Source organism: Bacteroides sp. DH3716P (genome assembly GCF_025914115.1).
Taxonomy (GTDB): Bacteria; Bacteroidota; Bacteroidia; order Bacteroidales; family Bacteroidaceae; genus Bacteroides; species Bacteroides ovatus.
Genome location: NZ_CP083673.1, coordinates 5724948 through 5748196, shown reverse-complemented (window position 1 = coordinate 5748196; position 23249 = coordinate 5724948). Strand labels below are relative to the sequence as shown.

Here is a 23249-nt window from a genome sequence, read left to right as displayed (position 1 = left end):
TTAGTGAATGTTAGAAGTAATAGGATAATCCCGTAGTGAAATTTATTCGTGTGAGGTTGGTATCATCATTGCCATCGAGTTTTACAATAACCCTTTCTCCGTGATAGTGGGTTCTCATTCTAAGCAGTTCGCTATACATATATTGTACTCCTAGACTGACTCCCAGATTGGGATTCAGTTTATAGGTAAGATTGGCATTGGTCAGGAGACCAATAGTGAAGGCTTTCACTTTCCGTGTTTTGCCGAACACCTCACTGTTGTTCCGTAGAATGACTCCACCGGGACCAGTTGTTACGCGGATTTGCCAATGTTTGGTGTTGGCATTACACATTCCGATTTGAGTACCAATGAAATGAACCCATAAATGGTCCTTCCCTTCCGGATGACTTCCTTTGGAAGAAAATCCGGAGTAGATTCCTCCAAAGACAAAACGTTTGAGAGGGCGGAAATTATATTGTCCATCCCAGCTTACGCCTTGTGCGAGTGTACGTTGGTAACTATGGGTACTTAACGTGAGTGTAGGAGGGTGATGGAACATAACACCGTAGCCCGCGTGAAAAGAGAACTCGTGTCGCTCAAAATCTCTCTGTGAGAAAAGTGGAGTGTGACAGGACAAGGTGAATGCGATTAGTAATAGAATGGCTTTTATGAGTGTTTGATTCATCTGGATTAGTTTAGATTGTGTTTCTTTTTTGCAAAAATAGAAAATAGTTCAGACTTTCTCACAGCGAATCAGAACTTTTTGCCCATTATTTAATGTACTGGCAAATAAGTAGGTATCTCCTCCTTCAGCCAAATGGATTCGTTTGCGGAGTTCGGCTACTGTGGCGGGGAAGTTACGGACAGTTACATTTGCTTTTTTCAGGTCTGCCAGATTCTCCTTTACTTCTTTTTTATTGAAACTGCACTGGTTGACAATACGGAATATTCTTCCGGGGAAGTTTTCAATGAAAGTATCGGAAGTATAAAGATGGCTATTGGGATGCAGTTTGCGGACAGGGTAAGCTGCTGCAATGCTACGGAAAGCACCGGCTTTCAGAAGGGAGGCATTCGGTTCGTAAAGATAGGTTTCTAAAGAATCCGTATATGTACATTCACTGCATTGCTCCTGTTCGCGGGTGAATACAAAGTGTTGTTCTTCTTGAGTCCCTTTCGTGGAGAGGTTCACGCAATGAATGGAGATTTCTGTCGGTGATGTTTGTCCGAGTAGGATAAGTAGTTCCTTACATTCGTTGTTGACAGACAGAATGTGAACTTCCTGTGTCTGTTTCAACTCCTTCAGTGCCAATGAAAGATCGAGCATGGGGGAGAGTTTTATCATTACCCGGTTGGCTTTTTGAAGTAAAAGCTCTTCCAGTTCGGCTACGTTTGGTTCGCAGTCGGAGATGGCAACCGTTTTTCCGCCGTGCTCATTGCGACGCGCGGGGTCGAGGAAAAGGCAGTCTACGGGGGACATTGCTTGCAGGTAGGTTACTCCATCTTCGTTTTTTATGTTTATATGGTTTAGATTCAGTACGGGAAAGTTATGTGCTGCTATTTCGCAGAGTTCCTCCTGACGTTCTACGTAAGTGGCGGACTTGAATCCGGTGGCAAGAAAAGAACAGTCAATGCCGAATCCGCCGGTGAGGTCGGTCAGAGAATCTCCCTGCAAAAGACGTGCTTTGTAGCGGGCGGTGATTTCTGAAGAGCATTGTTCCAGCGACAGATGTTTCGGATACCATATCTTTTCGATCTCCCACCATGAGGGAATCTTTTCGGCTGCTACCTTCCTTCCTGCAATTTGGGTGATGGCAGTTGGCATATCTATATCCGGGTACTTTTTAGCTTGTAAAGCCAGCACACGTACATCGTCCGATGAATGTTCGCGAATAAAAAGTTGGGTTTCAGGAGAGATTTGCATCATGGTGTTATTGTGTTATAGGATATTACAATGAATCGTCGAGCTCTGATTATGGGGTTGTTGAGTGTCGGTTATGGTATTAACTTATACTTCTGTTTGGCTACGTCCCGGCTGCAAAAATTGAAATGCCACCATTCGCTGGGTAATGCACGGAATCCGGCCTCTTTCATCACTTTTCGTAGCAGTAACCGGTTCTGACGCTCTGTTTCACTCATTTTTCCATTATGTACCAATCCGATCTCGTCTGTGATGTGTGCTTCCATGCCTAAGTGGTCTACTTTGGTTCCCATCGGTAGGGGCTGTCCCAGAGAGTCTTGGATACTGATGTCTACTGCCAGTCCGTAGTTGTGTAACCCGCCTCCACGGTTGGGGTTGGAGACATATTTATATTTGGACGTTCCTTTCACTACGTTCCACATCTTTTTCTGTACCGACATTGGACGCGCCGCATCGTAAATGATAAGACTATAAGACGGGTGTAGTTTCTTTAAGGCTTTTTGTGCTTCTATCAGAGCGTATGCCGCATCCGGATGTAGGTAGGCTTCCGTTAAGTTGTCGTAAAGCACTTCGCCTGTGAAATTATCAGCCTGTGTATACATCAGTTTTACAACGAGACTGCTATCCAGGTCAGCTATATTGACGAGTCCTAATGAGTCCATGTAGAGAGCCATTTCGCTTCGCTCCGGTGGTGAAACGGTGGAACATTCTTCGCGTGGTTGTATATCCTCCGTCGTTTGTTCGTATTCCATGAGGGGAGTGCTCTCCTTTTCCTTATGACTGGAAAAGAAGGAGCATCCTGTCAGCAGTAAACAGAAAATAGCTAAACTATATTTTAGAATAATCATTCAACCTTTTGTTTTTAGTGTGCCAAAGATACTTCTTTTTGGTTTTAGCTCCAATAAGCTACCTCTCTTACCGTTGGATATTAGCCACTGCTTTCTTCAGATTGGGCACTCCTTTCCATGCGTCAAGCAGGTGCAAAACGTGTTTGTCTTCGGCTTTGCTATGGTTGATGGATAACAGCTCCGCATATATTTCCAGTAATTTCTTTAAGTCTTTGACAGGCTTTTCTGGAAGTCCGGCCAACATTGCCACGATTAGTTTCTCCAATTCCCGGTTATGCAGCGGACTGACGTTTATCATTTGTTGCTGTATCAGGTCAGTGAGTCTTTTCAGCGGTCCCCAGCCGGTATGTTGATGCGAGCTTAAGATGCTGCCTATGCGTCCACTGTTTATGCAGCCTTGACCTACACGCTCTATCCAGATTTCGGCAGCATAGGAACGGGAAGTTTTATCGGATACCAGCATGCAAGTGGCTTCCAGCAGATAAGACACTTCGTGCCATGTATGCCTTAACTGATGAAGCGCTTCAATAGCAGCTTGGGTGATACCTGCTTCCCTTACCTCATTTAACGTCGGGGCGTATATGGCACTGCGGATGCACCATACCAATAGTGGCTCCGGTATATTGGGAGTTAACCATGCCAAACGTGGTAAGTCGTTCTGTATGTCGTCAAAACGTTCTATCTGTGGGTACATTTCAACCAGTAACGGATGCGGATCGTATGAATAGTAACTGACTCTTTCATTATATTTGTCTTTATTGATGATATGAGAGTTCTCGCTTTCCGGAATATCGAAAGTAAGATTTGAACAAAGCCATTCTACTGTTTTCTTGTTATAATCCGTGTACGAGTCAGTATACTGATAGGTTCTCCATTTAAAGTTTCCAGTCAGAAATTCACGTGGACTTTTATTGTAAGAGAAGTCTTTAAATTCAGAATAGATTGTTTCCGGTGATTTCATTAATCCTGCCATCATCCACCAGGAAGGATGATTGAAAGGTGGTTGGGGGAGTACATCTTTTTCTCCCAGCAAAAAAGTGAGTAGGTGTCGGTATTCTCCTTTCAAACTTTGGAGGAGCAGAGGAAGCTCTTGCGACGAACTTCCCAGTGCCACTCGTGATAGTGATGTTTGCATATCCATATCGTCCGGTTCGACATTTGCTTGTTGATATTGTTTTAACCTTTCTATCAGGGTTGCCGGAGCGATAAACATCGGTGTGTGAGTGGGAGTGGACAATAGGGGCAAAGGTTTCTCTTTGCTTTCCAGAAGGTCTAATGTCCGGCATAACAGTTGCTTATGAACGGGGAACTTTATTTTTTTGTTCGTTTTTTCACGAATGGTGAGTTTTTGCAGATTACGATACCCCCATTTGCCTTTTTGAAGTTCGTCTTTTTGTACCATTTTCTGATGTAAGTCGCTTAGCTCTTGGGCTTCTTCCGGGAAACGTTTAATCAGCAGTTTGGCATAGTCAAGGAGGAAGGTGGCCATTAACTGGTCTAATATACCGTTTCGGGAACTTCCTCCGCTCATCAGCAATTTGTAGGCACGTTGGAGAATAGGGGTCCATTGAGAGATTTGTTTTACTTCCTGTTGCCGGTCCCATTCCACTAAGGCTCCGAGTAACAGGTCGAAGTGATAGATCTCGTTCACGTCGAGCACTTGGCTGGCTAGAAATATCAGGTCTTCAGTGGAAGTGATTTCCTGTATCCGGTTGTCTTCACGGATGATAGGGAGTATTGGCTCATACGTGAAAGAGGCGGAATCTTCCGGCTCGTTATTCTCCAAATACGCTTTCAGCTCCTTTTTAGTATTAGCCAACATGGTTTCCGTATATATGGAAAGTATCTCTTTTAATGTGGTAGATGCCGTCTCTCCATACGTCTGAATCAGTTTGACTATCTTACTTTGGGTGGATTCTTCCCGGCTCATCAGTCCTTGTGCGGCTGCACAACAGATAGTGTCGCGATGTTCTTTTCTTTCTTTTGCCAGCTTATGGAGTACTGCCAGTGTGTTTTGGTGAATCGCTTTCACGTCCGAAGCAAAAAGCACGGAAGTCTGACTTAGAAACTCTTCAGCCTGGAATTGTGGGTGAGTGCATAAGTTCTTCAGCAGTCCGAGTATGATATTTACCGGACGGCTGTGAGGGGCGGACAGAACGGCAAATATTTCCGGTTGTAGTGTCAGTTGTTCTTCTGTGCTGGGGTTAAGTGCTGTAAACATGCCTGCAAACCAACTGCTTAGGTTTTTGTTCAGATTCCGGTTGACGGCAAGCAGAGATTCTTTTAATACACGCATACGATCTAGTTGACCGTGTTCTACGAAGTATCTGAAAGAGAAATAAGGCTGTCCGCCTGTACGATTATCCGTCCAGTTTTGTCCGCAATCGTATTGGAACAGATACCAGATATGTTCTTTGAGTGTGATTGCCCGCTTTTGCAGGAAATCGGTATTGTTCATGTAGTTCACCAGATAACCGGCGATGGTTTGCGGAGAGGGTGTTAGGGTGAGTACTCCCTGTTCTATCCAATCCATCAGAGTTTCGTAATTCATTCCATAGAAACCGCCAAATTCCCTGCTTTCACCCTCTTTGAAGAAACTGTCGAGCCAGGAAGGAATACACCACGGAATCAATTCGTTCAGCTGTTCCGTATAGATTCCCCATTCGTGTTTGCGGAATTCTTTTAGCGAATAGATGACGAGGGCGGTAAGATTGATGATACGATGCTGTTCGGGAGTTCCGCGTGTACCGTATGTGTTCTCGTTAAGTTGTACGAACTTATTGTAGTGCTCTTCCAATTTGTTAAGGCAGGGAACAAGTGTTTTTCGTTCTTCCTGCGTTAATCCTTGCAGAAAAGGGATGATGGCATCGCCTTGTCCTTTTTCTACTATCTCGTTGAGGCGTTCTTCTATGGTCATAATCATGAATTTGTTATAGGTTGTTGAGTGAAGTCGTCACTTTTTTCAGGTTGCTGTTTGTGCCCCATTCTTGCAGGCGTTGCAGGAGTTGTTCGTCTGCAACCTTGCTGTGGTTGATGGTCAATAGCTCCAGATAAAGTTCGAGCAGTTGTTTGAGTCCGGTAACGGGTTTGTCGGGCAATCCGCCTATAAATTCTGTGAGCAGTGCTTCCAGTTGCTGGTTGTGGAAAGTACTTCGTTTGTACATGCTTTCGTACACTTGGGTGGTGAAGCGTTTTAGCGGAGCAAGTTCCATCTGGATGAGGCGGGCCAGGATTTCTCCTATCCGGTGATTGTTTATTCTTCCTGTGGATACTCCTTCTACCCATAATTCGGCTGCATAGGAACGGACTGTTTTGTCTACAAAAAGCAGCGAACCACTTAGTAGGAGCAAACTCATCTCTTTGAGCGGGCAGTGGAAAGACAACAGCATGCGCAAGGCACAGGCGAGGGTGCGTTTGCTGTCTTCCTGCGGAGTGCCGAAAGTCATGTAGCAAGTGATAATCTGGGCTATCAATGGTTCCGGGCGGTTGGGGAAACAGCATAGCAGAGGTTCCATGTAACGGGAATCATCCATGTTATATTTACTGTTGATAATCAGATGTTCCTGCCATAACTGGCGGCTGTTGTATTCAGTATATGTATGCCATTTGTAGAACTCGAGTTGGAGCAGACGCCTGTCAGTTTCGTATGATTTCTCTTTGGGTTTCACCTCTTTCCACTCGTAGTCTCCTGTCAGATAGTTGTGTGGTAATGTGTTACAGGCGAAAGATTTGAATGCTTCGAATTCCGTCTCCGGTGCTTTTACCAGTCCGGCGGCCATCCAGGCGGTTGGATGATTGTAGGGCGGTTCGGGTAGCGTGTTTTCATCCAACAGGAACAGAGAGAGATGCAGGTATTCATCTTGCAACAGTTGCCGGGCGGTGGCGATGGCTTCTTCTTTGTCTTCCATAGCACATCGGGCAATAGCTAGCTGGAAATCCCATGGACAGGGTTTCGTTTCTGCTTTCTGATATACGGCAAGCCGGCGTACCAGTTCGGTAGCCTGTACGTATGCCGGGGTATGGGTGGGAGTAGAAAGTAGGGGGAAGGCATTGCCTCCTTTTATTTTACGGATCACATTTAGCCATAAATGTTTGATGGGTGTGAAACAGGTTGCGTTGCTGTAGCCGGGTTTCCAGTCGGCAAGTCGTTTGAAAGAGCGCTCGTCATAAGCTCCTCTGTTTTCATCTATTCCTTTCAGCCTTTCTTCCAGTCGGGTGAACATATTTCTCAAAAATCCTGTGTTGGAGGTATCTTTCTGTGCCCATAAACGTTGATATTCCAGTAGGAAGGTAGCGAGAAGATCTTCGTATGGCTCCCAGCTATTGGCAACGATAGTGGCAGCCCGTTGGAAAACAGGTTCCATCCGGTTGAGATCTTCTTTGTCCAATTGGGGATGGAAAGCAATGATGGCGGCGATGGTTGTTTCTATCTCCCAACTTTCCTCCATGTCGAACAAACGACTAAGCTGGAACAGGAAATCTTCTTTGTTGGCGGGGAAGGAAATAGGGTTGTCTTCCCTGCAGATGTGTACCGTTTCTCCCACACTTGCATCGGGCTCATGGGTTTCTTCTGTAGGCTGCGGTTTGAAAGAAGAGAGTATCGCATGCACGCTTTGAAACATCTCCGGTTGACAAGATTGCAGTGTTTCCTGGAGATTGAATGAAGAGGCGTCTCCATGTTTTGATATAAAATTAGCGGCTTTCTTTTGAAGGCTTTCGTCTTTCTTCAAGAAGAGTTGGCAGAGAGTGATGCAGCAGGGCTCTTTCATCTCGGGATGTTGTGCGACGATCTTTTCAAAGAGGGCGTAAATGGTAAGCAGCGAGTTTTTGGGGCTGGAGAAGAAAAGGGTGGTTGCACGTTCGATGAATTCCTGATAAAGGAATCCTTCTTCGGATGCAATATTTTTCAACTGTTGCAACATTACGTTCACCGGTTTGGTATAGGAAGAGGTGAATATTTGCATCATCTCTTCTTGCAAGGATAACAGTTCTCCGGTAGTTGGTTGCAGAGTTTCGAAGAATCCGGCAAACCATCCTGCCATATCTTTTTTGAAACTCCGGTGGAAGGTGGTGAGTGTGGCTTTTAATAGGCGTTCTCTATCCAGATGGCCGTCCAGCGAAAAGCGGTAGAGAGCGGCACTGATACTTTCATCCCGTGCGGTAACTCCTTTTTTATAAGCCTCTTTGGCGCAATCATCTTGATAGCCGATGGACGATTCGTATTCGAAAATCGTCCAGATATGTTCTTTCAGGGTGATGTCCCGCTTGAGTAATAACTCACTGTTGAAAGTATCGTTTCCTTTGGGTTCCTTATTTCTGATGCGGGTAATCCAGGAGAGTACATGTGCAATGCGGCTTGGAGCAATTTCTTTGAGGTATCCCATATCCATGAGCTGCATCAGCTGTTCGTAATTGAGATTGAAATTAAACCAAGTTTTGTCATCATTGATAAAATCCATCAGCCAGGTGGGGCAGTAAAGTGGGAGTAGTTTGCAAAGCATATCAAACTTTACATGATATGCCATATCCATCTCTCGTTTGTTGGCGCAGACAAACTGAACAGCGGATAGAAAATGTGCCCGTGCCGCACTGCAGGTTGTCTCACTACTGAAACCGGCAAACTTACTTTTTATCCATTGTAAATCCCGGATAACCGGCAGCAGCTTCCGCCTTTCTTTCATTGGTAACTCCAGTAATCTTTTGACAAAAGGGATTAATATCTTCTCTTCATTCTCCGGAGTATCCACATAAGCCTTGGATAATTTCTCGAGTTCTTTTTTTAGTTCTTCCATTGTACTAGTTTCTTTACTGCCAGAATATGTTTGCAAGCTCCCCGTTCTCCTTGATTGCTGCTGAACCAGGTGCAAGTGCAACGCTCCTTCTCACTTTCTCTGTCGAGAATGACCGTATGTCTGACACCTCCGCTTCCTGCCACGCGTGCTTCTGTCCGTTTCTCGTCATTCGATATGATTTCTACTTTTTCTTCTTCCAGTAGTTTTTCTGCAGCTATCATTCGAGGATTGAGACTTAAAATACGTTCGGTTTTGAAAGGCAGGCGACGGTAGAAGAAGCTGTTTTCATCCAAATCGAATCCTAATAACCCCATGGCTGCCAGCCGTGCCGCGAGGGAATCTACCTTCTCCAGGTCAATATGTTCCTCTATGGCAAAAAGAGTGGGGTTGAACTGTTGGTTGGCATAACTGTATTTATCCATTGCTTCTATCCATCTTTCGGGGACATCTTCGAGCAGAGATTCCAGTGCGGCGCCTTCTCCGGAAAATCCTCTCCAACATTCGCGGGAAAGAGAAAGGCTGAAGCGTACCGGACCGAAATAAAGTTGCCAAATGGTAGATTGCATGGTGGGATGCGCAAAGACTTTCAGCTCATCGGCAAATGGAAGCAAGGGCTCGAGTAGACGTAAGCGATGAAGTCCTCCAATGCAGACGGCATTCATGCTTTTCACCGGTGAAAAGGCGGGTTTTTGACCGCGCATCACTAAATAATAGTCGCATTTCACACTACTTTTCGGAAGAGTCTGGAAGAGTTGCAAGGTTTGTATGCGATTGAAGGAGTAGAGCTGTTCCGCAACGGATTGATAAATCTGTACTGTAGTCAGCCCTTTTATCCATTTCACGGGAAGAGGTACTTTTCGTTCTATCACTTTCTCACCTTTATGATAAAGTCCCACCTCTTTGGAACCGACCGACATTACCATATTCTCCTGTCTGCCTATTCCTCCTAAGGCAGAAATCATTCCGGGATTAAAATCTACGTTTGTTGTCCCGTTTTCCAGAAATTCTCCGTCGTGTCCGTCAGGAAGCACGTCGACTCTGGCATATACACCTGCACAATTAGAGAATCCTTCAAAACGCAGGCGGTCATTTCCTGCGGTTACAATCGGATCTTTCAGCATGGAAAGCTGTGACGGTGTCAGATTAAAACTGGACTGCACAACATTGGATAATGCGATGAGGCAGCGTGCTGTCATGTAGGGTTGTGTCAACTTTCCCCAAAAGAAACAGGGTGCTTCTTTCTTTTCTATTTCGCTGTATTTGGCAAGAAACAGTTCGTCCTGATCGGCTGACCGTTGCAGTGCGGAAGGAGCTGCATATTGGTAAGAGATGGTATCAGTCATAGATAGTAAATCTGAATTTGGTTGTATATTCTCCAAATATAGAAATTAATTCTTAGTGAAAAAAAGAAGTAGGAGAATTTACATCGCTTTGGAATACTGATATTATAAAATATCGTCAAATGAAGCATTTATGCCTCTTTTGGCAGCAAATATTAAATACAATTCTTTATAGTCAGGCACAATTTTTTATACATAAAACAACTATTATTTATAACTATTCTTAATTTCTACGTTCCTTTTTGCCGGAAAATAATACTTTTGTTCCCATAATTAGAATGTTTTAGTAACAGATTCTAAATTAAGTCTTATGAATTTTTAAAGATGAAAAAGACAGCTGTTTGTGAAAATCGCTAATATTGTTTGTTTTGTTTGTGTTATCCCATTTTGAGTCAGGTGTGACTTCAAAATGGGATTTTCGCTATAAGGACAGTCTCAAAACCACCTGAATACTATCAGAAATGACCTAAATTCTATCAACTGATAGATTTTCCCCTAAACAATGTTTGTTCTTCACCTGCCACATTTGTTGAAAACGCGTAAACTTGCAACATCGAAATGATGATAACGAATACTCACAATTTAAAAATAACGTATATGAAAAGTTTAAGCTTCAGGAAAGATCTGATAGGAGTACAGGATGAATTACTCCGTTTTGCATATAAACTGACAACCGATCGTGAAGAAGCAAACGATTTGTTACAGGAAACCTCATTAAAAGCATTGGATAACGAAGATAAATATACCCCCGACACAAATTTCAAAGGATGGATGTATACTATAATGCGGAACATCTTTATTAATAATTACCGCAAAATAGTGCGCGATCAGACATTTGTCGATCAGACTGAAAACCTCTATCACCTTAACCTGCCACAAGATTCAGGTTTTGAAAGTACGGAAAGAGCTTACGATTTAAAAGAAATGCATCGCGTAGTCAATGCTCTGCCGAAAGAATACAGAGTTCCGTTTGCTATGCATGTTTCAGGATTCAAGTACCGTGAGATTGCAGAAAAGCTGAATCTTCCGTTAGGTACTGTAAAGAGCCGCATATTCTTTACCCGTCAGAAATTGCAGGAAGAATTAAAGGACTTCCGCTAAACGTTTACTATCAATTTTCAGTTGGTATCAATAGGTATAGGGCAAAAGGATCTCGTTTCCTTTTGCCTTTTTTATTTTATGTGTTGGAGGTTTGTATTTGTTATGGGAATTTTTTCAGTAACTTTGTCACTATTTAATTGACTGCTCTGACTTATCAGTCAAGGATAGTCGATTTGCTTCTCTAAATTGTCGAAGAATGAATAAAGATATAAATGTTATGATAAAAGCGATCATGCTCGATGTGGATGGAACATTGGTAAGTTTTGAAACTCATAAAGTGTTGCCATCCTCTGTTGATGCCCTTAGGAAGATTCATGACGGTGGAATTCGAATAGTCATTGCTACCGGTAGAGCGGCAGGCGACCTTCATGAAATAGCTGATGTTCCGTATGACGGAATTATTGCATTGAATGGTGCCGACTGTGTTTTGCGGGATGGCACCGTGATAAGAAAGCACCTTATTCCGAAAGATGATTTTAAGAAAGCCATGGAAATAGCAAAGACCTTTGATTTTGCAGTCGCTATTGAATTGGATGAAGGTGTGTTTGTTAATCGTCTGACTCCGACTGTCGAACAGATTGCTAAAATCGTGGAACACCCTATCCCGACCGTTGTAGACATTGAAAACCTGTTTGAAAAGAAAGAGTGTTGTCAGCTTTGTTTTTATATCGATGATGAGATGGAACAAAAAGTGATGTCGTTTCTGCCTAATCTTTCCTTGTCGCGCTGGCATCCTTTATTTGCTGACGTAAATGTGGCAGGAATAAGTAAAGCAACCGGCCTTTCGGTATTTGCTGATTATTATGGGATCGGAATGACGGAAATAATGGCTTGCGGCGATGGTGGTAATGATATTCCTATGTTGAAAGTTGCCGGAATCGGAGTGGCTATGGGAAATGCATCGGAGATAGTCAAGGCTTCAGCCAATTTTGTTACTGATACGGTGGAGAATGACGGGCTTTGTAAAGCGCTGAAACATTTTGGAATTATTTAATATTGGGTACTCTATAGCTTAATATTATAGGTGTTATTCCCCTATTGCTTATTCTTCGCCATTTCTGCTTTGTCCGTTGCTGTTGTTTTTACCTGTTTGGGAACAATTAGTTATCTTTTATTCTAGTTGGAGGATGGCTATAAAAAGGAAAAATTCCTGCAAGTGAAGCACTTACAGGAATTTTCAGTGGACCAGCCTGGGCTTGAACCAGGGACCTCCAGATTATGAGAACGGCAAAGTGATATTCAGCGATAGTCCATTTTATCAAATTCTATTGTGTATCAATTAGTTCGATTTTCTCCACTTCCTATAAAACTCACTAAATCCCCCTAACTGGAACCGTTTGTTTTCGCATTGTTTTCGCAGAAATGGTAGAGAAATACATAAAATAGGCAAGACAATGCTGTTTTCTAGTAACAAAAAATCACAAGAAACATCCTACTATACAATAAAAATCTATAACTTTGAATTTTAAAAGTAAATTATATTAGTTGTCTATTATAATTAGGCGACAACATATCGACCTATATCAAAAATATATGGCAAAAGAAGGATTAAATAAAAAAACAATATCTCAGCTCGTTCCTGCGGGTAAAACATGGGCATTATGTGTTGGTGCTGGCATATCATTCCCGATTTTTCCATCATGGAATACTTTAGCGGAAAGAATTATTTTACACAGTTCTCCAAATTCTATTAACATCATAAATGAGATAAATAGCTATTTTTCATCTGAAGTCATAATACAATCCTGTTATGAACAATTAAGATCGGAAAATAAAGATATAAAATTCCCTGAAATACTAGCAGAACTACTTTATAAAGATTTATTAAAATCAGTCAACCAAAGAGATAGAGATTTGTTGTGTAAATGTTTATCAACACAAGTACCTTCCCCTAATTTGGATTGGAATAGATTTCTTACACTTATAAAACAACTATCACCTGTAAGCTCAATAGATTTAGCTCAATTAGTTATAGAAGCCTATAAGAAAGATGCTGGTTTAAATAGTATAATTACTTTTAATGCAGAAACTCTTTTCCCTACACTTATAAATGCTTATGCCCAAATTAGCTTGAAGAAAAATGACAAAATATTGGATTATATAACAGAACCTACAACTTCTCATTATCGCGGTAGGATACCTTTTTATTTTTGTCATGGATTAGTTCCTTTGCCAGGAAGTAAGCAAAAATGGATGAATGCTTCTGATAAACAGGTTTTCCTAGAAAATGAGTATTTACAACTTGCAAATAATGCTTTTTCCTGGCAGGCAATAAGTTTTTATAATATCTTATCTACTAATACCGTTTTTTTTATAGGTTTGTCATTTCGAGATGCAAATGTCAGAAGGTGGCTTTCCTGGTTGCATAAGGCCAAAGTTGATACTATCAATAAATATGGCGGCGCAAATGAAAGTACCACTCATTATTGGATTGAAAAATCTCCAGAATCTTCTCAATTGAAAAAATGGTATGAAGCTTCGGTTGCGCATCTAGGTATAAGATTAATCTGGATAACAGAGTGGACAGAGGTTGCTTCTATAATTAGAACATCGGTTGAAAATTTACGTACATGATATTGTAATAAGTTATAGTTTTTAATCTTCTTATTGTACAATAGTGAAAATAATTTATTACCTTTGCATCATTATATAAGGTGAGCCATGACACAAAATGTGCTCTTTCCCTAGAAAGGAAAAGTGAGTTTGCCTAACCTTCGTGGGAAGGTTATTCCATTCCGATGAATCGAAGCGTAGAGGGAGTGCTAGTCGGAGGGCACTCTATGACAAACGAAACGCGAGAGTTGCTTCAGGGGTTGAGATCGATTAGCAGAAGCCCGGTTACCAGTCAGCGACAGGAGACAACGAGATTGCACCGCTGCATATAACGACAATGTTTTTATCCTTCTAAGGATAGGAACTCTGTGGTTATATGCAGCGTTTTGTGTATGTACGCCTCACATCGCAAAGCGGCTGTATTCAGAGGTTATGTTGAACATAAACAATGAATGCAATGGAAAAATTGACTAAGTCCTTATCTCTTTTCAAAGAGCGTGGTTGTACCGTTTCACTTGCCCTTGATATTCGAACCAACAGGAGGAAATCAAGTGAGTACCCTTTATCTGTGCGTTTTACATTAGAACGTAGAGCTTTTTATTATCCCGTTGGTGGGTCTTATACTGCAAAAGAGTTTTCGGACATTTGTAGTGCTGTAAAATGTAGGAGCGAGAACTACAAGTTGCAAAAGGAATGGAAGGACACGTTTATTCCCAAGTACAAGGAAATCTTGATGAATCTGAACAAGGGAGGCATCCTCACATACGAAATGGTACGTCGATGTATAATAGACGGTGAAGAAGCAACATCCATAGATGACAACGCTACTGTCTCTCAATCTTTTGTTGGCATTTGGGAGCAAGTCATCCATGACCTCCGAACAGAAGATGGCGGAGTACGCTTTACCACAGCCGAAAGTTACGAGTGTTCTCTCAAATCATTCAGAAAGATTCTTGGAGAGAATGCCATAAAAGGCTTTTGTATCAGTGCGGCAGAACTTCAGAAGTGGAAGGATGGTATGCACAATGGGGTAAAAGATGAAAATGGTGCGATTGTCGGGAAAATCAGCGACACTACGGCCGGTATTTATTTGCGTTGTTGCCGTGCCGTATGGAACAGGTGTGTGCATGAGGGCTACCTCAAAGATGTTCCTTATCCCTTTTCTAACAAGAAAGAGAAAGGCTTGGTAAGCATTCCCAAGAGCGCAAAGCGCAAGCAGAGTTTCCTGAACGTAAACCAGATGACAGAGCTTTATAACCTTTTCGTTTCAAAGCAATACCCCGAACATTGGACGGAAGATTATATGAAACGTGCCCATTATTCATTAGGGCTGTTCCTTGCGCAATACCTGTGTAATGGTTTCAACATGGCTGATGCCGGACGTCTGACTTACAACAGTTATTATTACCAGACAGAAGGCAAGGCGTTCCGCTTCAATCGCAAAAAGACTTCCCGAAGATGCCCCGATGGTTCCGAGGTGATAGTTCCTATTATCCCTCCCTTACAATATATCTTGGATGAGATTGCTGCGCCTCCGACTCGTGATGGCTTGGTGTTCCCCGACATATTAAAGGGATCGGAGACAGAAGAACTGCGCCGCAAATACACGGTACAAGAAAACTCAAACGTGAAAGACCGAGTCATCAAGATTTGCCATGAGGCATTGAATTGGGATAAGTCCATCTGTCCGTCCGGCACATGGTGCCGACACTCGTTTGCTACTAATCTGCATAATGCCGGAGTGGATATGGATTATATCTCTGAAAGCATGGGGCATTCAACTTCTGATCATGCCATTACTCAAATCTACATTGAGCATTATCCTCTCGATATACAGATGCAAAACAATTCAAAACTGCTAAACTTGGATAACACTTCTGAAAGGGATGCTCTGTTAGCGAAGCTGGCAAGCATGTCCACAGAAGAATTGCTCAAACTATTCAGATAACCTTAATCAGTAATACAATGATAAACTTCATAGAGAGGATAAAATCCTATTCCAAAAGAAAGGATACTGCTGATATGGCTATTCGTGCGTGGAAATCGGCCAATGAGGAAGCGTATGCCAACTTTTGTAAGCGCATAGATGCTGTGGCTAAAGGTAACATATCAGTTATGATGGACATGTATCTGATGATGCGGGATTGCGTACCACCTGAAGCCCTGATGATGTATAACTGGCTCTCTGATTTTGTAAACGGCAAGGATGTGTCAGACATTGCAAACCAACAATGGGCTGGCCAATATACCGAGACCATCGCCAGATGTATCACCAACATGCGTTTGTGGATAGGCATCAATGTGAAAACAGGTACGGTAGAACTGCTCACTTCTCCAAAGTCAGGGCTACTGATGGTTCATTCTGAAACACCTATTGAAATATGGAATCGTCTGCCGCAGGAGTTAAGGTCCTACTTGATTGGGCAATTAGATATGTTCATGAGAAACAGCAAAGGATGTTATCTGTTGAGCAAACTGGAAAGAAAAATGGTTTATCAGTTCCTGACCTATATCTCTCAAATTGTTTTCCTCTTTCATGCAGTATTCATTGGTGGGTTCATGGCTAACCTGTATGACCGTGTAATGGAAAAGAAAGAGGATTTGGCTTATTGTATGTATTATTTCGTGGTATTTGACCACGGTCTTTCACGTATGGCCAAATTACTTAACCGTCTGTTGAACAGTGAAGAGGTTGACCATGGCGATATACTTCTTGTAAAGTCATGCGTTACCCTGCTTGTAAATGGAAGTATAGAGATGGGCGCAGAAACCAAAGCGGATTGGGAAAACACCGTTGAGAAGTGTAACCCAGAAATCTGGAAGGAGGTGATGTTTGCCTTACGAAAAGTAAAAGGCAGGCGAGGCAATAGAAAGGTGATACAATCATTGGATGATATTCTTTTGGGCGACAAGGAACGTATCAAGCTGGGTATCCTTTTGTTTCTTGAAGAGAATACAGAGGACATAAGTCTTGCCTATCTGTTGAAATCATTGGTAAAGTCTGGCAAGATAAAAGCGTCCACAAGATACATGACATTCCACCGTGCCATAGAACAGTTCTCTCAACGACATTACGGGCACGACATTCCACAGAAGCGGTACTGGGAAATCAAAGAACTTACGTTGAACTCACCTCAAAGAGGAAGCAGTTACACCAAAGCAAAACGGATAATAGACCGATGGACGGACTATTTTGCCAATAACGGGTAGTTGGGAAATCCAGCTATCCGTTTTTTACAGCAAACATCTGTTGTAATTCGGTCGGTAAAATTAAGGTATAAATAAACCGACCAACACACAGAGTTTCATACACTACCTTTGCTTGCGAAATCGGTTTCACAGAGTTGAACCGAGGCTTAAAGTATTTAATCATCAAACAAGTAAAGATATGGAAGAAAAACTCAATTTTACCCAACTACTCCAAAAGCCCATCGCCATGATGACGGGTGAGGAGCTTTGCTTTCTCATCACTAAAAGTGTGGAAAGTACAGAAGTGGCCATTCCCCAAGTGGCATCCAAAGGCAACTACTATGGTATAGAGGGTATCGCCCGTGTATTCGGTTGTAGCGTACCCACCGCCAACCGCATTAAGAAAAGCGGTATCATAGATAAAGCTATCACACAGATAGGACGAAAAATCGTAGTGGATGCAGACCTTGCGTTGGCTTTGGCAAAGGAATCAGGTGGCATTCGCATCAAAGAATAGGTGTATGGAAGATGATTGGAAAAAGAATCTGGCAACAGACAGTTACGGAAATCCTGCTCGTTCCATCAGTAATCTCCGGCTTATTTTCACACTGGATGAGAATCTTAGTCAGATAAGGTACGATACCTTCTGTCAGGACGATGTATGTTTCTGCCCTTTGTTCCGCAATGTCAACGGAAACAAGATAGATGAAGAGTCGGCAGGAAAGATACAGGATTATTTGGAAAGGACATACAGAATACGTCTGACGCAGAATAAGGTATTTGAGATATTGAAGACCACTTCTTCTGAACGGAGTTTCAATCCTGTACAGGGATTCATCGCACAAGAGACATGGGACGGACAACCTCGCATAGCCACAACCATCATAGATTATCTTGGAGCGGATGACACTCCGCTTGTTAGGGAACAGACAAAACTTTGGTTCGTGGCGGCTGTAGCAAGAGTATTCAATCCAGGTTGCAAGTTTGACAACGTACTGACCTTGCCCGGTCCCCAAGGTATTGGTAAAAGCACCTTCTTCAAAGCCATCAGTGGGAGATGGTTCAACGATTCATTCTCTTTCGCCAGTGGTGACAAGGAGAAAGTGGAGACCATAACCAACGGTTGGATTATTGAAATCAGTGAGTTGAATGGTTTAAAACGGGCGAATGACGCGGAAGCAGCCAAGGCTTTTCTAAGCCGTTGCAGTGATTATATGCGTCCGGCTTATGGGCATAAGGTGGTGGAGTTCATGCGGCATAATGTTTTTGCTGCGACTACTAATGAAATGAACTTCCTACAAGGAGACAATGGAAACCGCCGATGGTGGATTATCCCTGTCAAAGGCAGCGGTCATGTGTCAGATTGGTTGGATGATTTGCAGTGTTCCGTTCCTCAACTTTGGGCAGAGGCATACGCATATTATCGACAAGGAATGAAACTCTACTTGTCACCGGACATGGAGAATGAGGCCAACGAGGTGCAGATGCAACATTCCAACATTCTTGTTGACCCAATCATGGAGGACATAGAAATGTATCTGGAACGTGAGGTTCCCGTGCAGTATGCAAATTGGATGATTCCGACACGACTGGCTTATCAGAAAGGAGCATACTCAGAACCAAATTCCACAATGACCTCACTCAATATGGTTTGTGCCCGGCAGATTATAGAGGAACTGCCCAATGATTTAGTCAGACGAAATCCGTCCAAATACACTTCGCAATACCTCAACCGCCTGATGTCCATGTTTCCCAATTGGAAACGGAGTGAACAGGAGAAGGTCAAGGGGCTGCATCCAGCCTACTGCGATAAGACGGGACGGACGAAATACCCATGGGTGAGGGTGGACGCTCCAAGTGAAGAGTCCTGCGCAACGCTGCCAAGTGAACTGGAATTACCATTTTAATTTCAAAATAAGGGAAAAGAAAAAACCAATGTCCCCTTGTCCCCCTTTTGCCCTCGAAAAAGAATAAAAACAGGAAGTAAGCAAAATAGAAAATTATAAAAAACGCTTGGGACACGGGACAATATAAACCAACAATATGAGGAAAGAAGAACTTATCAAACAGCTACAAGAATGTGACCCGTTGTTGGCAAATGCGGTCAGCCACATGGTTACGTATGTTCAAGACCGTTATCCCTCCACCTTTCCAAGCAAGGAACAGACCGAGGCGGTGAACAATTACCTACGAAGTGTCCATGCCGATGGAGACGGAAGTATATCAGAACGGAATTGTGAACACCGCCGTATCGCTTCACAGAACATTACCATTGCCGCCATCCGTATATTAGACAGCCGTCAACTTGACAGGCTTCAAGACGTGCTTGACCACATCGCATACGACAAGGAGTATTATGTGCCGGAGAGAGGTTACGGTATGCACCGCTGACTTTCTCTTTTGGCTGCACCATTTATAAACCATCTCAAATTATACAGACGATGAAAACAGATTTGAACTATTGTATAGTGCTTTCGTCAGAGCAACTTGCGTATCTGGCAGGAAGCAAATACGGCATTGACCGTATGAAGATATTGCACCGACTTATTGAAGCGGCTGTGTTGGAAGAAACCGACTATGCCATAAAAGGATTTTCCACAACCTTACAAGTGGGGCAAGCCATCCTTTCGGAAGTGGATTTGTCCTGCAAGTTAGGCTATGACAAAAAGACCATATCCCGCGTACTTAACAAGATGAACCAGTTGGGAATTGTCGCATCTACGCAGAACAACCGAACAAGCGTTCATACCCTGAAATGTATATCGGCATGGATGGAAAATGGCAATCGTATAGACAATCCTTTCTATGTTCGAATCAAAAACCGACAAGAGGAAGGAGAGAATACAGGCGCACTATCCAATGATGCGAAGCCTCTTTTACCAACACCCCCGCTGGAGGAAAACGTTTCCAATTCTAATGATTACAGTCAATCAGAAGTAATGAATGAGGGCTGTATTTCTGACACTGATTTTTCCTTTGAAGACAAATTACCTGTTATATCAGACAAAGGGGAACTACTCTCGTCCTCTTTTTCTTTCCCTTCTGCTTCGGTTTCTCCACCGCCTGCGAGAGAGGAAGAATCTAACGAGGATGTTTCAGCAGATGGTCAGACATAATCATATTGGATATGGCGGTAGAGCCTATATTTTGTGCGGGGTCTTGCAAGAAGTTCCTATGTCGCACAAATTCGTTACACTCATCCGTACTACATAGGCGTATTCCGGCAGTCGCAAGCTCCCACCCTGCTGTCCCTTTTTAGATTGATGTCTCACCCATAACATAACAAAACATGAAGAAAAAGAATATCAACAATGAAGCTGACGAAGAAAACGACAAGAAAGTTATAAAGCGTACCCTGCGACTTGAAGCCAGAGTAACGGAACAGGAATACGCCAAAGCGAAAGAACTTGCCAAGACCTGCGGTTTATCCATGAGCAACTATGTGCGCCGCACTGCTTTAGGGCAGCATCCACGGCAACGGTTGTCTGAGCGTGAGGTAGAAGCCTTATGCAGTCTGACGGATGCAAGGGGCGACCTTATCCGTATTGCGGCAGCCGTGAAATCCATCCAAGCGGACAAACGAGCCATATACTTCCGCGACACACGCTTTGTAGAGCGATGGATGATAGCAGCTACACAGCTTATTAACCGCTGGGGCCAGATAAAGAATTACCTAACAGAATAAAAATCCTTACCTATTATGATAGCAAAAGCCAGTACCATTCCACATGGTGCAAATGCCATAAGATATTCCGTCAATAAAGACAGAGCGGATATAGTCAAAGCCAACCTGTTGCCCGATGATATTTCACCGGAAGCGATGTACGGTCGGATGATGCTCGTGCAGAAGATGTTTACCGAGAAAATCAACAAGGGCAGACCTCTTGGCAGAAACGTGATAAGAATTGAAATTTCCCCGTCCGAAAAAGAGAGCCGAAACTGGACAATGGATGACTGGGCTCGTTGGGCAGATGAGTTCATCCGGGTATTCGATTCCATAGACCTTTCCCAAAAGACCAAACGGGCTTCCTCAAAACAAACCAATCTCAAAGGTTCGCAGTACATAGCCGCCCTGCATCGTGATTCTAAGAGTGGCATTCTACACCTGCACATTGATGCCAACCGTGTGGATATGAATGGGAAAATAAATGATAGCCATAAGATTGGTGAGAGGGCAGTCATGGCTGCGAATATCATCAACGAGAGACGTGGCTGGGTGCAGTCTGAAGAAATAGGTATACGGCACAAGCAGGAAATCTCAAACTGTTGTATGGAGATACTTCGTACAATGGACAAATTCAGTTGGCGACAATATGAAATGGAACTGACAAAACGAGGTTACAAAGTACACATACAAGAAAATGATAAGGGAAAAGTTTATGGTTATTCCATCAAACGGGGTAACTCAAATTATAAATCATCCGTGTTGGGTATCGGGAGAAATCTGACTCCATCAAAGATAGAGGCTACTTGGGCAAAACTGCATCAGCAGGAAAGGAAATCCGAGCCAACAAAATCTATTCCTCAACAAACACGGACAGCAGATTTGACTCCTATTTTACTGCCTGTTATAAAGCATTACGATATTGCGACAGACGAATATCACAGCTACCATGTAGAGATACCCGAAGCCGCTGACAATATCATCCGGCAAGATTGTTCTTTGAAGGAAGCTCATCCGTTAGCTAAGATTAAAGAGATACAACACACGGCTCTTTTACTCTTTGCAGGATATATGGATGCTGCTACCAGTATAGCTGTTTCAAGTGGCGGTGGCGGTTCTGACACTGGAGGTTGGGGAAAAGACAAGGATGAGGATGAACTTGAATGGGCACGCCGTTGCGCACGAATGGCAAACAGCATGTGCAAACGCAGGAAAGGGCTGCACAGATAATTCACTTTTTATAAATACAAGAACATGGGTATAGGAAAATCAAGAGGCACATCGCCTATAAATGTCAATGACATGCTGGAGAAGGTTGAAATGAACCAACAAATTGAGTCAGAAAAGCAAGAAATTGATAAACTTCTCGTAGAAATCAGAGAGGCAAAAGAAACGCTGATAAAGTTCAATGAGGATTTGGAGAAAGCTATCGCTGCCGAATGTCACATTGAGGGTGCGCTCAAAGCGGCAGTTGGCAGTTGCGATAATATTGTCAATGGCATCTGCAATGCCATTGTGAAAGCTGAACGAGACACGAAATTCAAAACAACAATTACCCCTGACCAACTTGCAAAGCTTAAGCAACTGATAGACCATTCTGTAGAAAGTTGGATTTCGGTATTGGCAAATCACCGTGCCGAACAATCGAAACTTATTACTGAACATGAATCCAACATGCGTAAAATCCTCAGACGGAATGAAGGCGTTTGGTTCTCGGATTTTTGGATGAGAGGCTTGGTGATATTCTTACTCGTTTATACGTTGGGATTAGGGCTGGTTGTATATTATGTAACATACAACTAACAGGGACGGTGTTCCGCCCCTGTTATAGTCTACTTATTGTGGTTTTTGTGTTTATCGGCAAATTGCCGGCAAATGAAATTATGCCTAAGTTTCTGTATACCGAAATCAAGATATAGGATAAGATGCATGCCAATAAATCAGAATTTACCGATGCCTGACCGTTCATCAAGAGTGGAAGAAGTTCGTCTCGCTGCTTAATCAAAGCGTTGATTTCTTCAATACATAGTTTGCGTTTCTCCCATAATGGAGATATGATACTTTCATATTTCTCAATCAAAATTGAATTAGGTAATACCATATTATACTCACAGAGGTTTTCTTGACTGATTTTTTTCTGAATAGAACCAGTTTCTATCTGCTTTGCAGGAATGCTCCTAAGCATTTGATAGGTAAACATTAAATATTGTTCGTTTTTGGGAAGAATTATATGTGCGTGATTGTTCACCCAATTCTTACCCCATATATATTGTACGATAGGGAATCCTTTTGAATCAGAAGTTGAACCATCTTCTGCCAACAGAATATAATCTCCATCAAAGATATATTCATTTACATAGTCCATAATACCTGTTGCACCATAGTACGGATAGTTGCCTTTTCTTTCCTCTCTATCTTTACTTGATAAAGGAATGCGTTTTGAATCAAAAAGATTGATAAAATCTTTTAGCTTGCAATTGTCCCATTCATTTGGTATCTTACGTTTCAACTTTTCATTCCAAACCATTTCACCACCGCTCGACTTGTATGGTTTGCCCTCCTCATTCGGAAAGTCAAATTGCACAAACCAGTAATCGTAAAGCTGTTTTGCCATCGCCTCTAAATTCTGATTTATCGACTCTTTTTAACCCGTTGTGCTGCTAAATTACTATTCATATATACATGGGCATATTCCCACATGACCTTTAATAATTACATTATGAGGTATAGAATTATTCGAAAGAGATTCCTTAGAATCGTTTGTGAATGTTGTGGACATGAGTTCTATGCAGAATCTAGCGTCAATTGCTGTCCTGAATGTGAAAGGCATTGGAACGAAGACTAATTAAAAATGCACAAGAGAGG

18 protein-coding genes and 2 pseudogenes are annotated in these 23249 nt (G+C 42.6%); 12 read left to right on the top strand and 8 right to left on the bottom strand.

Annotated elements, in window-relative coordinates; genetic code table 11:
• Window positions 1–10: 10 nt before the first annotated feature.
• The 6 genes from KQP79_RS22035 to KQP79_RS22010 all read right to left on the bottom strand — a co-directional run bounded on the left by KQP79_RS22035 (window position 11) and on the right by KQP79_RS22010 (window position 9880).
• Entirely contained in the window at window positions 11–664 is a 654-nt protein-coding gene (locus tag KQP79_RS22035) for a hypothetical protein (RefSeq protein WP_008775247.1), read from the bottom strand.
• Window positions 665–712: 48 nt separating this feature from the next.
• Window positions 713–1903 (bottom strand): THUMP-like domain-containing protein, encoded by a 1191-nt coding sequence (locus KQP79_RS22030; protein WP_008646625.1) that lies wholly within the window; start codon window positions 1901–1903, stop codon window positions 713–715.
• Between the two features lie 68 nt (window positions 1904–1971).
• On the bottom strand, window positions 1972–2745 hold the full coding sequence (locus KQP79_RS22025; protein ID WP_008646623.1) for a M15 family metallopeptidase: 774 nt from the start codon (window positions 2743–2745) through the stop codon (window positions 1972–1974).
• Window positions 2746–2812: 67 nt separating this feature from the next.
• On the bottom strand, window positions 2813–5662 hold the full coding sequence (locus KQP79_RS22020) for a DUF6493 family protein (protein WP_022199458.1): 2850 nt from the start codon (window positions 5660–5662) through the stop codon (window positions 2813–2815).
• A 13-nt stretch (window positions 5663–5675) separates the two neighbouring features.
• Window positions 5676–8537 carry a DUF6493 family protein gene (locus KQP79_RS22015; RefSeq protein WP_061448476.1) on the bottom strand — a complete coding sequence of 954 codons (2862 nt, stop codon included), beginning with the start codon at window positions 8535–8537 and terminating at the stop codon, window positions 5676–5678.
• Window positions 8525–9880 (bottom strand): SWIM zinc finger family protein, encoded by a 1356-nt coding sequence (locus KQP79_RS22010; RefSeq protein ID WP_008775245.1) that lies wholly within the window; start codon window positions 9878–9880, stop codon window positions 8525–8527. The genes KQP79_RS22015 and KQP79_RS22010 overlap by 13 nt, the downstream gene beginning before the upstream one ends.
• 594 nt (window positions 9881–10474) lie before the next feature.
• Here KQP79_RS22010 and KQP79_RS22005 point away from each other — a divergent pair.
• From KQP79_RS22005 to KQP79_RS21950, 12 genes are all read left to right on the top strand, one after another.
• Complete coding sequence (locus KQP79_RS22005; protein WP_004302598.1) at window positions 10475–10978, top strand: RNA polymerase sigma factor; 504 nt, start codon at window positions 10475–10477, stop codon at window positions 10976–10978.
• A gap of 217 nt (window positions 10979–11195) precedes the next feature.
• Window positions 11196–11972 (top strand): Cof-type HAD-IIB family hydrolase, encoded by a 777-nt coding sequence (locus KQP79_RS22000; RefSeq protein WP_004311110.1) that lies wholly within the window; start codon window positions 11196–11198, stop codon window positions 11970–11972.
• A 539-nt stretch (window positions 11973–12511) separates the two neighbouring features.
• On the top strand, window positions 12512–13552 hold the full coding sequence (locus KQP79_RS21995) for an SIR2 family protein (protein ID WP_134978719.1): 1041 nt from the start codon (window positions 12512–12514) through the stop codon (window positions 13550–13552).
• 436 nt (window positions 13553–13988) lie between these two features.
• Window positions 13989–15479 carry a tyrosine-type recombinase/integrase gene (locus KQP79_RS21990; protein WP_170267829.1) on the top strand — a complete coding sequence of 497 codons (1491 nt, stop codon included), beginning with the start codon at window positions 13989–13991 and terminating at the stop codon, window positions 15477–15479.
• 17 nt (window positions 15480–15496) lie between these two features.
• Window positions 15497–16741 carry a DUF6043 family protein gene (locus tag KQP79_RS21985; protein WP_061448473.1) on the top strand — a complete coding sequence of 415 codons (1245 nt, stop codon included), beginning with the start codon at window positions 15497–15499 and terminating at the stop codon, window positions 16739–16741.
• Between the two features lie 178 nt (window positions 16742–16919).
• Window positions 16920–17237: a DUF3853 family protein gene (locus tag KQP79_RS21980; RefSeq protein ID WP_061448472.1), complete on the top strand. Its 318-nt coding sequence runs from the start codon at window positions 16920–16922 to the stop codon at window positions 17235–17237.
• Window positions 17238–17241: 4 nt separating this feature from the next.
• Window positions 17242–18627 carry a virulence-associated E family protein gene (locus tag KQP79_RS21975; RefSeq protein WP_061448471.1) on the top strand — a complete coding sequence of 462 codons (1386 nt, stop codon included), beginning with the start codon at window positions 17242–17244 and terminating at the stop codon, window positions 18625–18627.
• A gap of 136 nt (window positions 18628–18763) precedes the next feature.
• Window positions 18764–19111, top strand: coding sequence for a hypothetical protein (locus KQP79_RS21970; RefSeq protein WP_061448470.1), 348 nt, complete (start codon window positions 18764–18766; stop codon window positions 19109–19111).
• A gap of 50 nt (window positions 19112–19161) precedes the next feature.
• Window positions 19162–19836, top strand: a complete 675-nt coding sequence (locus KQP79_RS21965; RefSeq protein WP_061448469.1) for a hypothetical protein — start codon at window positions 19162–19164, stop codon at window positions 19834–19836.
• 173 nt (window positions 19837–20009) lie between these two features.
• Entirely contained in the window at window positions 20010–20405 is a 396-nt protein-coding gene (locus KQP79_RS21960; protein ID WP_055255791.1) for a plasmid mobilization protein, read from the top strand.
• 15 nt (window positions 20406–20420) lie between these two features.
• Window positions 20421–21614, top strand: a complete 1194-nt coding sequence (locus tag KQP79_RS21955; protein WP_061448468.1) for a relaxase/mobilization nuclease domain-containing protein — start codon at window positions 20421–20423, stop codon at window positions 21612–21614.
• Between the two features lie 24 nt (window positions 21615–21638).
• Window positions 21639–22187, top strand: a complete 549-nt coding sequence (locus KQP79_RS21950) for a hypothetical protein (RefSeq protein WP_032844353.1) — start codon at window positions 21639–21641, stop codon at window positions 22185–22187.
• Window positions 22188–22530: 343 nt separating this feature from the next.
• On the opposite strand, the pseudogene KQP79_RS26055 reads toward KQP79_RS21950, so the two are convergent.
• Both KQP79_RS26055 and KQP79_RS26050 read right to left on the bottom strand, forming a co-directional pair.
• A pseudogene (locus tag KQP79_RS26055) lies at window positions 22531–22893 on the bottom strand (restriction endonuclease subunit S); the annotation flags it as partial.
• A pseudogene (locus KQP79_RS26050) lies at window positions 22866–23022 on the bottom strand (restriction endonuclease subunit S); the annotation flags it as partial. The pseudogenes KQP79_RS26050 and KQP79_RS26055, both read right to left, overlap by 28 nt.
• Window positions 23023–23249: the final 227 nt, after the last annotated feature.

Coding starts and splice junctions, on each gene's coding strand:
- KQP79_RS22035 (WP_008775247.1), bottom strand. CDS start 664: ATGAATCAAACACTCATAAAAGCCATTCTATTACTAATCGCATTCACC.
- KQP79_RS22030 (WP_008646625.1), bottom strand. CDS start 1,903: ATGATGCAAATCTCTCCTGAAACCCAACTTTTTATTCGCGAACATTCA.
- KQP79_RS22025 (WP_008646623.1), bottom strand. CDS start 2,745: ATGATTATTCTAAAATATAGTTTAGCTATTTTCTGTTTACTGCTGACA.
- KQP79_RS22020 (WP_022199458.1), bottom strand. CDS start 5,662: ATGACCATAGAAGAACGCCTCAACGAGATAGTAGAAAAAGGACAAGGC.
- KQP79_RS22015 (WP_061448476.1), bottom strand. CDS start 8,537: ATGGAAGAACTAAAAAAAGAACTCGAGAAATTATCCAAGGCTTATGTG.
- KQP79_RS22010 (WP_008775245.1), bottom strand. CDS start 9,880: ATGACTGATACCATCTCTTACCAATATGCAGCTCCTTCCGCACTGCAA.
- KQP79_RS22005 (WP_004302598.1), top strand. CDS start 10,475: ATGAAAAGTTTAAGCTTCAGGAAAGATCTGATAGGAGTACAGGATGAA.
- KQP79_RS22000 (WP_004311110.1), top strand. CDS start 11,196: ATGATAAAAGCGATCATGCTCGATGTGGATGGAACATTGGTAAGTTTT.
- KQP79_RS21995 (WP_134978719.1), top strand. CDS start 12,512: ATGGCAAAAGAAGGATTAAATAAAAAAACAATATCTCAGCTCGTTCCT.
- KQP79_RS21990 (WP_170267829.1), top strand. CDS start 13,989: ATGGAAAAATTGACTAAGTCCTTATCTCTTTTCAAAGAGCGTGGTTGT.
- KQP79_RS21985 (WP_061448473.1), top strand. CDS start 15,497: ATGATAAACTTCATAGAGAGGATAAAATCCTATTCCAAAAGAAAGGAT.
- KQP79_RS21980 (WP_061448472.1), top strand. CDS start 16,920: ATGGAAGAAAAACTCAATTTTACCCAACTACTCCAAAAGCCCATCGCC.
- KQP79_RS21975 (WP_061448471.1), top strand. CDS start 17,242: ATGGAAGATGATTGGAAAAAGAATCTGGCAACAGACAGTTACGGAAAT.
- KQP79_RS21970 (WP_061448470.1), top strand. CDS start 18,764: ATGAGGAAAGAAGAACTTATCAAACAGCTACAAGAATGTGACCCGTTG.
- KQP79_RS21965 (WP_061448469.1), top strand. CDS start 19,162: ATGAAAACAGATTTGAACTATTGTATAGTGCTTTCGTCAGAGCAACTT.
- KQP79_RS21960 (WP_055255791.1), top strand. CDS start 20,010: ATGAAGAAAAAGAATATCAACAATGAAGCTGACGAAGAAAACGACAAG.
- KQP79_RS21955 (WP_061448468.1), top strand. CDS start 20,421: ATGATAGCAAAAGCCAGTACCATTCCACATGGTGCAAATGCCATAAGA.
- KQP79_RS21950 (WP_032844353.1), top strand. CDS start 21,639: ATGGGTATAGGAAAATCAAGAGGCACATCGCCTATAAATGTCAATGAC.